At 25.5% G+C, this 12,704-nt stretch carries 9 protein-coding genes; 4 read left to right on the plus strand and 5 right to left on the minus strand.

Features of this window, described 5'->3' with window-relative positions:
* Positions 1-2: 2 nt before the first annotated feature.
* The 3 genes from leuD to H0H74_RS02845 are packed head-to-tail and all read right to left on the minus strand — an operon-like array spanning position 3 to position 3,188.
* Positions 3-596, minus strand: a complete 594-nt coding sequence (gene leuD / locus H0H74_RS02835) for a 3-isopropylmalate dehydratase small subunit (RefSeq protein WP_185849182.1) — start codon at positions 594-596, stop codon at positions 3-5.
* Positions 571-1,965 (minus strand): 3-isopropylmalate dehydratase large subunit, encoded by a 1,395-nt coding sequence (gene leuC / locus H0H74_RS02840; protein WP_185849183.1) that lies wholly within the window; start codon positions 1,963-1,965, stop codon positions 571-573. The genes leuD and leuC overlap by 26 nt, the downstream gene beginning before the upstream one ends.
* Before the next feature lie 2 nt (positions 1,966-1,967).
* Complete coding sequence (locus H0H74_RS02845) at positions 1,968-3,188, minus strand: 2-isopropylmalate synthase (protein ID WP_185849184.1); 1,221 nt, start codon at positions 3,186-3,188, stop codon at positions 1,968-1,970.
* A 139-nt stretch (positions 3,189-3,327) separates the two neighbouring features.
* Here H0H74_RS02845 and H0H74_RS02850 point away from each other — a divergent pair, with 139 nt between their 5' ends.
* Entirely contained in the window at positions 3,328-4,887 is a 1,560-nt protein-coding gene (locus H0H74_RS02850; protein ID WP_185849185.1) for a hypothetical protein, read from the plus strand.
* 407 nt (positions 4,888-5,294) lie between these two features.
* On the plus strand, positions 5,295-6,569 hold the full coding sequence (gene tyrS, locus H0H74_RS02855) for a tyrosine--tRNA ligase (protein ID WP_185849186.1): 1,275 nt from the start codon (positions 5,295-5,297) through the stop codon (positions 6,567-6,569).
* Positions 6,570-6,571: 2 nt separating this feature from the next.
* Here the strand turns inward: tyrS and era are convergent, their stop codons facing one another.
* Together era and H0H74_RS02865 are read right to left on the minus strand one after the other, a co-directional pair.
* Positions 6,572-7,450, minus strand: coding sequence for a GTPase Era (era, locus tag H0H74_RS02860; protein WP_185849518.1), 879 nt, complete (start codon positions 7,448-7,450; stop codon positions 6,572-6,574).
* 10 nt (positions 7,451-7,460) lie between these two features.
* Entirely contained in the window at positions 7,461-10,094 is a 2,634-nt protein-coding gene (locus tag H0H74_RS02865) for an ATP-dependent Clp protease ATP-binding subunit (protein WP_185849187.1), read from the minus strand.
* Positions 10,095-10,186: 92 nt separating this feature from the next.
* Here H0H74_RS02865 and prfB point away from each other — a divergent pair, with 92 nt between their 5' ends.
* A complete protein-coding gene (gene prfB, locus H0H74_RS02870) occupies positions 10,187-11,284 on the plus strand; it encodes a peptide chain release factor 2 (RefSeq protein WP_185849188.1) in 1,098 nt (365 codons plus the stop codon).
* A gap of 26 nt (positions 11,285-11,310) precedes the next feature.
* A complete protein-coding gene (locus H0H74_RS02875) occupies positions 11,311-12,702 on the plus strand; it encodes a type III PLP-dependent enzyme domain-containing protein (protein WP_185849189.1) in 1,392 nt (463 codons plus the stop codon).
* Positions 12,703-12,704 lie beyond the last annotated feature (2 nt).

Here is a 12,704-nt window from a genome sequence, read left to right on the forward strand (position 1 = left end):
AATTAAAAAAATTTTTTATTTTTTTCAAAAGTTTTTACGTCATTTTTAATAGAAATCAAAAAATCTATATCATCATATCCATTGATAAAACAATTTTTTTTATATGGATGTATTTGGAAATTATCAAATTTTCCTGTTTTTAGTATTGTAACTTTTTGATTAATTAAATCAACTTTTATTTTAGTTTTCGGATTTTCTTCAACTGTATTGAATAATTTTCTTAAGAAAGATTCAGAGATCTCTACAGTTAATAATCCATTGTTTAATGCATTTTCTTTAAAAATATCAGCAAAGAAACTAGATATTATCACCCTAAATCCATAATCAAAAATAGCCCAAGCAGCATGTTCACGACTGGATCCACAACCAAAGTTTCTTCCTGATAAAAGGATTTTCCCATGAAAATTAAAATCATTTAATATAAAATTTTTATTTAAGGATCCATTTTTATTATAACGCCAATCGATAAAAAGATTTTTTACACACTCTTCACGTTTAATTTCTTTCAAAAAACGAGCAGGGATAATTTGATCTGTATCTACATCCTCTATAGATAATGGAACAGCTTGGCTAATTAACATCGTAAATTTTTTCATGAATATATTTATTAATATCTACAATTTTTCCTTCAATAGCTATAATAGCTGCCGTTAAAGGACTTGCAAGTAAAGTACGAGATCCTGGTCCCTGTCTTCCTTCAAAATTTCTATTAGATGTGGAAATACAATATTCTCCTGAAGGAATTTTGTCCTCATTCATTCCTAAACAAGCAGAACATCCTGGCTGACGAAAATCAAATCCAGAGTCTTTAAAAATCTTATCTAATCCTTCTTTTTCAGCTTGTTTAACAACTTGATTTGATCCAGGAACAATCATTACTTGTACATGATTTGCTTTTCTTTTTCCTTTTATTATAGAAGCGACTAATCTTAAATCTTCTATTCTAGAATTTGTGCAACTTCCTATAAAAATGTAATTAATTATTTTCCCTATCAAAGATTCACCTAATGAAAATCCCATGTACTTCATAGATTTATGATCTATGTTTGATTTTGGAATCCTTTCAGATATTTTGATTGACATTCCAGGATTTGTTCCATAAGTTATCATAGGTTCAATATTTTCGGCATTGAATACATATTCCTTATCAAACATTATATCGTCATTTTTTTTTAAAAATTTCCAATATTCTATAATTTTTTTCTCTTTAATTTTCGGAAAATTTTTACATTTTCTTACATAATCAAAAGTGGTTTGATCTGGTGCTATTAATCCCCCCTTCGCTCCCATTTCAATGCTCATATTACAAATAGTCATTCGACCTTCCATACTCATTTTTTTAATGGTAGACCCCGTATATTCTACGAAATAACCTACTCCAGCATCCACTCCTAATTTTGATATGATATATAAAATTACATCCTTTGGAGTAACTCCTTTTCTTAAATTTCCATTTAATTGTATTTTCATTTGTTTAGGTTTGGATAACAATAAACATTGACTAGCCATAACCATAGAGACTTGACTGGTTCCAATTCCAAAAGCTATGCATCCAAAAGCTCCATGAGTAGAAGTATGACTATCTCCACAAACTATTGTCATCCCCGGTAAAGTATGACCTAATTCAGGCCCAATCACATGAACAATCCCATTATTTTTATTTCCCAATTCATATAATGTTATTCCAAATTTATTACAATTATCTGTTAATAAGTTTATTTGTTTTCTAGATAAAGGATCTGAAATAGGTAAATGTTGATTAATTGTAGGAACGTTATGATCTGCCGTTGCTATAATTTGATTTGGTCTAAAAACAGATAAATTTCTTTTTTCTAACTCTAAAAAAGCTTGAGGACTTGTTACTTCATGTATGTAATGTCTATCTATATAAATAACATATATTTCATTTTCCAATTTCTTTATAACATGTGCCTCCCAAATTTTATCGAACAATGATTTTGGCATTTTTATACAACATTTATTCTTCTACTATTCGTATGATTTGTGTGTAATATTTTATGATTTTTACCATTTAAATTAGCTTTTTCTAATATTTTTTTTAATTCTATGTCAGTAATTTCTTTTTTTTCATCTGCGTATTTTAAAAAAATAGAATAAACTAAATCTAAAGAATTTTTATTTAGAAAATAACCCAATTTTTTATAACGATAAGCTAAAGCCGCTCTTCCACTTCTAGCAGTAAGAATTATTGAAGATTGATTTATACCAACATCTTCTGGATTAATACTTTCATAAGTTTCCCTTTTTTTAATAACCCCATCTTGATGTATTCCAGAAGAGTGAGAAAAAGCGTTAATTCCTACTATAGCTTTATTAGCTTGGACTTTCATTCCAGTACATTCTGATACTAAACAACTTGCAGAATAAATTAATTTTGTATTAATATTAGTAAATAAATTTAAATAGGAATTTTGTTTAATAATCATGACAATTTCTTCTAGTGAAGTATTTCCTGCTCTTTCTCCAATTCCATTAATGGTACATTCTACTTGACCCGCACCATTCATGATTCCAGATAATGAATTAGCTGTAGCCAATCCTAAATCATTATGACAGTGAGTAGATAATATAATTTTATGAATTCCTTTGACATTCTCTTTTAAAAAACGGATTTTATCTCCGTATTCTTTTGGTAAACAATATCCTGTAGTATCAGGAATATTAATGACCGTTGCTCCATGCTTAATTACATTTTCACACACTTTCGCTAAAAATTCATTTTCTGTACGTCCTGCATCTTCAGCATAAAATTCTACATCTTCTACAAATTTTTTTGCATATCTCACCGCATATATAGCTCTTTCTATAATTTTTTCTGGAGTACTATTAAATTTATAACGGATATGACAATTTGAAGTCCCTATTCCAGTATGAATTCTGGGTCTACTAGCATATTTTAATGCTAGACCGGCTATTTCTATATCTTTTTCTACAGCTCTAGATAAGGCGCAAACTATTATAGTCTTTTTCACAGACTTACAAATCTCTTGAACCGATTGATAATCTCCTGGACTTGAAGTGGGAAATCCAGCTTCTATCACATCTACTCCTAAAAGTTCCAATTTTTTAGCGATTTTTACTTTTTCTTTAGTATTTAATTTGCATCCTGGAACTTGTTCTCCATCTCGTAAAGTTGTATCAAAAATTTGTATTCTTTTTTTTTCCATATCATTGGATTATTTTCGTCAAAACTATTTTTTCCAAAAAGAAAATAGAAATAAATTATTGTAATACTTACAATATCTAATTAATAAAATTATTTTATATTTTTCTACTAATCAAATTAAATATCATTATAATATTACAATGTCTAATTACAATAATAAATCAGATCATCTTTTTTTATTAATTCAAACTTTATCAAAATCCGAAAAGAGAAATTTCAGAATTTATACAAATCGTATAAAACGAAATAAATACGCTAAATTCATAAAACTGTTCGAAATTATGAGTAAAATGAGTTTTTATAACGAACAAAAAATATTAAAAAATACACCGATAAGAAAAGAACAATTATCTAATATTAAAGCTCATTTATATAAACAAATTTTGACTAGTCTTAAAAAATTACAACATTTTGTAGAAAATCATGACATACAAATACGTGAATATTTAGATTTTTCTAAAATTTTATATAACAAAGGCTTATATATACAAAGCTTAAAATTATTAGGAAAAGCAAAAATTATTGCTAGATGCTATGAATCTAATACCATTCTACTGGAATTAGTTGAATTTGAAAAAATGATAGAATCCCAACATATAACTAGGAGTCTTTATTCAAGATCTGTAGAATTATCCTCAGAATCAAAAGAATTAATTGAAAGAATTCAATGTAATAATGCATTATCGAACCTTTCTTTAGAACTATATGGTTTATATTTAAAAGTAGGATATGTAAGAAATGAAAAAGATAAAATATTTATAGAAACATATTTTCGCACAAATCTTCCAAAATTTGATATTGATAAACTCAGTTTTTACGAAAAATTATCTTTATATCAAGCTCAAGTGTGGTATCATTACATTAGACAAGATTTTGTAATGTGCTATAGATCATCTTCTAAATGGATAGAATTGTTTCAAAATTATACAAAAGCAAAAAATGTAGCTCCTGTAAGCTATTTAAAAGGATATCATTATTTGTTAGACACCTTATTTTATTTGAATCATTATTCAAAATTTATTCATGTATTCAAACAGTTTGAACAAGAAGTACAAAACGGAAAAATATTGATAAATGATAACACGAAAATATTAATTTTTATGTACACATATACTAACCGTATCAACAAACATTATATGGAAGGAAGCTTTTCAGAAGGAGTTAAAAAAGTAATTCCCCCATTATTTATGGAATTTAATAAAATTTTTAATCGTTTGGACTCCCATTATATTATGATTCTTTACTATAAAATTGCTTGTTTATATTTTGGGAGTGGAGATAATGAAAATACTATTCGGTATTTATCAAAAATTATGGAAAATAAAAAAAAAAATTTACGACAAGATTTACAATGTTTTGCTAGACTTTTACACTTAATCGCTTGTTATGAAAGTGGATTAGACGAAAATATGGATCAAAAAATTCAATCCACATATAAATTCTTTATCCAAATGGATGATTGGTATATTGTGCAAAAAAAGATTATTCATTTTTTTAAAAATTTAGGAAATATTTATCCTCACCAAATTAAAAATCAGTTTGAAAAATTAAGAGATCAATTAGTTAAATATAACGATCACCCTTATGAAAAAAGGACTTTCTTGTATTTAGATATTATTTCTTGGCTAAATTCAAAAATAGAAAATAAATCTGTAGAATTAATCATAAAAGAAAAATTTTTAAAAAATAATTTTAAATAAAATTGTTTAATTCAATAAAAATATAACACTAAAAAAAAGAATCATAAAAAATGAAAAAAAAAAATGAATCAAAGCTCTCAATAAAAAAGAAAAATTGAAATTTGAAATATCATAAGAGTCAATGATTGAATAAAAAAAAATCAAAATACTCAAAAATAATCTCATTGAACCACTCAATATATAAATATATGTAATGTGTTTATATTTTTTTGTAAACAAAAAAAAAAAATAAAATAAATTGTTGATAGGTAATAAAAAAACATATATTTTTAATACAAAAAGAAAATATTTTTCTAGAAAAAAAGCACTAAGAATAACGTGAACTAAACTGAAAAAAAAAGTAAACAAATTATATGTTATAATTTTTTTTATCATAATCGTTAAAATTACTAACCATTGTTTCTCCTATGCAAAATATTATCGATGAACTCTCATGGAGAGGTTTAATTAAAAACAAAGTTCCTGGCATAGAAAATCAATTAAAAAAACCTACAAATATGTATATAGGTTTTGATCCTACATCTGATTCTTTACACATAGGAAGTCTTTTACCTATTATTATGTTAATTCATTTTCAAAAAAAAGGACATAAATCTTTAGCATTAATTGGTGGAGCTACAGGATTTATAGGAGATCCTTCCGATAAGGAAGATAAAAGAATTTTTTTAAGTAAAGAAACTCTGAAAAAAAATACGGAATCTATAAAAAATCAAATGTTAAGACTTTTAAATTTTTATTCAGAAAAAATAGAATTGTTAAATAATTTCGATTGGATTCGAAATATTTATTTTATAGATTTTATTCGTGAAATAGGAAAACATTTTCCTATAAATTATATGATGTCTAAAGATTCTGTAAAAAAAAGAATTAATAATAAAAAAAACGGAATATCCTTCACTGAATTTTCTTATTCTCTTATACAAGGATATGATTTTTTGTATTTAAATCAAACAAAAAATTGCCAATTACAAGTGGGAGGATCTGATCAATGGGGAAACATTACGACAGGTATAGAATTAATTCGAAAAAAAACAGGAAAAAAAGCATATGGAATCACTTTTCCTTTAATAATAAAACCTAATGGAATTAAATTTGGTAAAAGCGAAAAAGGAGAAAATATATGGCTGGATAAAAATAAAACATCTCCATATAAATTTTATCAATTTTGGATGAATCTTTCTGATTTTGAAGTTGAAAAATATATAAAAATATATACTTTTTTTTCTAAAGAAGAAGTTGATAACTTAATTTTTCAACATAGAAAATATCCAAATAAAAGATTGTTGCAGAAAAAACTGGCTAATGAAATAACTAAATGGGTTCATGGAAACGAAATTTCCAAAAAAGTAATAGAAATCACAAATATATTATTCGAAAAAATAAATGAACCTTTTCAATCCTTAGATGATAAAATTTTCATTTCTATATATAATCATATTCCACATATGCTTCTATCTTGTGATGAATTTAAAAAAGGAATTTTTTTATTAGATCTTTTAAAAAAAAGTGGTTTTTTTTATTCTAAAAGTGAAGCAAATCGCGCTTTAAAAGCAAATTCAATTCATTTAAATAAAATTATTGTGAAAGAAAATATTCTGATTAAAAAAGAAAACATAATAGGAAAAAAATATATTTTATTCAAATTTGGAAAAAAAGAATTTTTTATTATAAAAATTGAATGAATTTAATATCCAAAACATCTTAATTTTTTATAATCGTATCGCCAATTTTTACAAACTTCTACATTGAATTTTAATTCAATATTCTTATTAAAGAAAAGTTCTATGCTTTTTATAGAAAAAAATTTTAATTTCTTAATAGCATTTCCTTTTTCTCCTATTAATATTCCTTTTTGAGAATCTCGTTCTACATATATGTAAGATAATATATATATAAAAGTTTTTTTTTCTTTAAAAAATTCCGTGTGTATTTCTACGGAATAAGGAATTTCTTTTTTATAAAAAAAAAATATTTTCTCTCTAATTATTTCGTTTACAAAAAAACGTTTAGATTTATTACTTAAATAATCTTTAGGATAATAAGGTGGATGTTCAGATAATAAAGATATAATTTTATTCATTAATAGATCTTGATTTATTCTTTTCAGTGCGGATATTGGTAATATTTCTGAATAAGGAAATAACCTATGCCAATAATTTATGGTATGATATAATATGTTTTTTTTATATTGTGTTCCTATTTTATCTATTTTATTAATCAATATAATGATGGGGATATTTTTCTTTTTAATCTGATTGAATATTGAAACGTCTTCAAATTTTCCTATTTCTGTAGTAATCAAAATAATATCTGCATCTTCTAATGATTTTTTTACATATTGCATCATAATTTTTTGCATAGGATAAATAGGATTAATTATTCCTGGAGTGTCCGAAAATACAATCTGAAAATTTGATCGATTAATAATTCCTAATATTCTATGACGAGTAGTTTGTGGTTTATGTGTTATGATAGAAAGTTTTTCTCCAACAAGAGAATTCATTAAAGTAGATTTTCCTACATTAGGAGATCCTATAATATTAACAAAACCGGATTTATAAATCACTTAATTATTAGTGTTTTAAAATGTTAATATTCTCAATTTTTTCTGATTGTCTAAATACAATTCCTTGTTCTTTGAAAAAATCTATTAAAATTCTATGATTTTTTTGTATTTTACCTTTTATAATTTCCTTAGAAAGATTATTTAAAATATCGTGTTGAATAACCCTTTTTAAGGGTCTAGCTCCAAAATGAAGGTCGTATCCTTTTTCCGACAAATATTCTATAGCTTCATTAGTTGATTCTATCCAAATATTTTTCTTGTTATATAACATTTTTCCTAATTTTTTCATTTGTAATTTAACAATATCTCTTATTTCTTTTCTAGAAAGAAATTTAAACAAGATAATTTCATCTATACGATTAATGAATTCAGGTCTTACAATATTTTTTAATAAATCTATTAAAGCTTTTTTTTTCTCCTCCATTCTATTAGAATAAATTTCTTGATCCAAATTTTCCTGAATGATATCTGCTCCTATATTGGAAGTCATAATAATAATAGTATTTGTAAAATTAACTGTTCTTCCTTTATTATCAGTTAATCTTCCATCATCCAAAATTTGTAAAAGTATATTAAAAACATCTGAATGAGCTTTTTCGATTTCATCTAACAAAATAACGCTATAAGGACGTCTACGTATAGCTTCTGTCAATTGTCCACTTTCATCGTAACCTACATATCCAGGAGGAGCTCCTATTAATCTACTTACAGAATGACGTTCTTGATATTCGCTCATATCTATACGAACCATATTATTATCACTATCAAACAAATATTCTGCTAAAGTTTTAGCTAGTTCCGTTTTTCCTACTCCTGTACTCCCCATAAAAAGAAAAGATCCTATAGGTTTTTTTTCATCTTGTAACCCTGCTCTAGAGCGTCGTATTGCATTTGCGATAGATTGAATAGCATCATTTTGTCCTATAACTCTTCTGTGTAATTCTTTTTCCAAAAATAATAATTTTTCTTTTTCACTTTTCAACATTTTAGTAACTGGAATTCCAGTCCATTTAGATACTACTTGAGCGATATCTTCTCTACAAACTTCTTCTTGTATCATTTTTTTTCCCTTATCTTCTTGTTTTTTTAATTCATTTTCTAACGTTTTTACTTTATTTTCTTCTTCTTTAATTTTTCCATATCTTAATTCTGCTACTTTTCCATAATCACCAGATCTTTCTGCTTGTTCTGCTTCAAATTTGTAATTTTCTATTTTATCTTTCGCTTTTTGAATTCCTTCAACTAAATCTTTTTCATTTTGCCATTGAGCTTGCAATAGCATTTTTTCTTCATTCAATTTAGATAATTCTTTTTTTAAAGGAATTAATTGTTTTTCATCATTTTCTCTTTTTAAAGCTTCTATTTGTATTTCCATATGCATAATTTTCCTATGTAAGACATCCAATTCTTCTGGTTTTGAATTGATTTCCATTCTTAACTTAGAAGCGGATTCATCCACAAGATCAATAGCTTTATCTGGTAAAAAACGTTCATTAATATAACGTTTAGATAATTCTACAGCAGCTATAATTGCTTCATCTTTTATTCTTACTTTATGATGACTCTCATATTTTTCTTTAATCCCACGTAATATAGATATTGCATCATCAATAGAAGGTTCATCTACGTATACTTGTTGAAATCTTCTTTCTAAAGCTTTGTCTATTCTAAAGTATTTTTGATATTCATTTAAAGTTGTAGCTCCTATAGCTCTAAGTTCCCCTCTAGCTAATGCTGGTTTTAAAATATTTGCGGCATCCATAGCACCTTCACCTCCTCCTGCCCCAACTAAAGTATGAATTTCATCAATAAACAAAATGATTTCTCCATCTGAAGATGTTACTTCTTTTACTACAGCTTTAAGACGTTCTTCAAATTCACCTTTGTACTTAGCCCCTGCAATTAGAGAAGCCATATCCAAAGAAAATACTTGTTTATTTTTTAAATTATCTGGAATATCTCTACTAATAATACGATGAGCTAAACCTTCAGCTATAGCTGTTTTCCCTACTCCTGCCTCACCAATCAAAATTGGATTATTTTTTGTCCTCCTAGATAAGATTTGTAAAACTCTACGTATTTCTTCATCACGTCCAACAACAGGATCCAATTTTCCTTTATAAGCCCATTTATTAAGATTTTTTGCATATTTATCTAAAGCATTATAAATATTTTCTTCTGTAGAAGAAACCACTTTTCCATTTTTTCTTCTTATGTTTTCAATAACTTTTTTTATTTTTTTTTCTGTGATTCCTTGATCTATTAATAATTGTGAAGTATGATCAAAACTCATAAAAATTCCATAAAAAATATGCTCTACAGAAATAAATTCATCTTTTAAGAAATCCGCATAATTTTCTGCTATGTTCAACATTTTAGTTACATATAAACTAAAATGTTGAGTCAAAGGTCCACTAAGTATTTTTGGATAAGAGTAAATAATACGATCTAATTCAACAATTATTGATTTAGAATTCACTTGTAATTCTTTTAAAAGAAAAGGGATTATATTTTTCTCAATTTTAAAAATTGATTTTAAAATGTGCGCATTTTCAATAGACTGTTGATTATTTTTTAAGGCAATATGTTTCGCTTCTTGTATCACTTCTTGTGATTTAATCGTAAACTTATTATAATTCATATGAAAATGAAATTTATATTTTATAATATAAAAAAATTTGTGATCAACATAGTTATCAAAACGAATTATTTCAAAATATTTATTTTCGCACTATGATAAAAAAAGAAGAAATACAATCTCTTTCAGAAAGAATTCATAAGATCTATAATATTCTCAAAATAGATCAAATTCAGGAATATATAAATAAGGAACAAGAAAAAATATCAAGTCCTAACTTTTGGAAATATTATAAAAAATCTAAAAATTCTATAAAATATATGCATGATATGAAAACATGTATAAAAGATTTTACAGAATTAAAAAATGTTTTTGAAGAGTTAGAAATAATATTTTCTCTCTCTAAAGAAGAAAATCTAGAAAAGGAACTTGAAGTTCAATTCCATAAAACTAAAAAATTACTTTCAAATATTGAGTTCAAAAATACTCTTTCTGAAAAAGAAGATTCTTTCAATGCTATACTACAAATCTCTTCTGGAGCTGGAGGTACTGAAAGTTGTGATTGGACTTCCATGTTAATGAGGATGTATTATATGTGGGCGGAAAAAAAAAAATTTATGGTAAAGAAAATCCACCATGTATCTGGAGATATTACTGGAATTAAATCCGTTACTTTAGAAATTGATGGTCTTTATGCTTTCGGTTATTTGAAAGGAGAAAATGGAGTACATAGATTGATCCGAATATCTCCATTTGATAGTAATTCAAAACGTCATACTTCTTTTTCTTCTGTATATGTTTATCCTATGATAAATGATCATATTAATATAGATATAAAAACATCAGATATACAATGGGAAACTTTTCGTTCTAGTGGATCAGGAGGTCAGAATGTAAATAAAGTAGAAACAGGAGTAAGATTACGTCATAATCCTACAGGAATTACCATAGAAAATACAGAAACTCGTTCTCAAATACAAAATAGACAAAAAGCTTTGCAATTGTTAAAATCTAGATTGTTTGAAATAGAAATGATTAAAAAAAATGAAAAAAAAGAAAAAATAGAATCTACAAAAAAAAAAATAGAATGGGGGTCTCAAATCAGAAATTATATTATGCATCCCTATAAATTAGTAAAAGATTTAAGAACCGGTCATGAAACTACACAAATTCAATCTGTTATGGATGGAGGGATAGATATTTTTTTAAAAAAATTCTTAATATATAATAGAGGAAATAAAAATACAAATTAATTTTCTTATTTTATTTACAACTTTCAATGAAAATCCGTTACTCTGATCTTATAGATCAAACTTTTGATTTTCCCACTGAGGAATTTTCTATAAAAAATAATCTTTTAGAATTTCACGGAATTCCATTAATGAATCTTATAAAAAAATATGGAACTCCATTAAAATTTACATATTTACCAAAAATATCTCAAAATATACGAAAAGCCAGAAGATGGTTTGAAAAAGCTATTCACTCCAATCAATATAATAATAAATATACTTATTGTTATTGTACAAAAAGTTCACATTTTTCTTTTGTTTTAGAAGAAGCTTTGAAAAATAATATTAGCATTGAAACTTCATATGCATATGATATAGAGATTGTTAAAAATCTTTATCGCAAAGGAAAAACTACTAAAAATATTGAAGTTATATGCAATGGATTTAAACCTAAAAATTATATTGAGAATATATCAGAACTTATTAATAACGGATTCTATAATACAATTCCAATATTAGATAATTCTGACGAATTAGAAAAATTAAGTTTATTTGTTAATTATCCTTTTAAATTAGGTATACGTATAGCTTCTGAAGAGGAACCTAAATTTGAATTTTATACTTCTAGATTAGGAATTGGATATAAAGATATTATTGTTTTTTATTTGAATAAAATAAAAAATAATCCTAAAGTGGAGTTAAAAATGTTACATTTTTTCATAAATACAGGAATAAAAGATACTGCTTATTATTGGAATGAACTTTTCAAATGTTTACATATTTATGCTCAATTAAAAAAAATAGCACCAGAATTAGAAATTTTAAATATAGGAGGAGGTTTTCCCATTAAAACATCCATGTCTTTTAAGTATAATTATGAATACATGGCTAATGAAATTGTTTATCAGATAAAAAAATTTTGCCAAAAAGAAAATATTTCAGAACCTCATATTTACACAGAATTTGGAGCTTATACCGTAGGAGAAAGTGGGGGGATTTTATATAAAATACTTAATCAAAAACGTCAAAATGATAGAGAAAAATGGAATATGATAGATAGCTCTTTTATGACTACACTTCCTGACACTTGGGCAATAAGTCGTAGATTTATTATGATGGCAATTAATCGTTGGAATGATTGTTATGAAAGAGTTTTTTTAGGAGGTTTAACATGTGATAGTGATGATTATTATAATTCAGAGCAACATATGAATGCAATATATCTTCCTTGTTTTCATCAAAAAATTCCGCTTTATATTGGATTTTTTAATACTGGAGCTTATCAAGATACAATTAGTGGATATGGTGGAGTTCATCATTGTTTAATTCCTCAACCTATTCATATATTGATAGATCATGACGAAAGAAAAAATTTTGAATATAAAATATTTAGACAATCACAAAGTCCAGAAGAAGTTCTAAAAATATTAGGTTATTAAAA

The sequence above is a fragment of the Blattabacterium cuenoti genome (assembly GCF_014251315.1).
GTDB lineage: Bacteria > Bacteroidota > Bacteroidia > Flavobacteriales > Blattabacteriaceae > Blattabacterium > Blattabacterium cuenoti_AJ.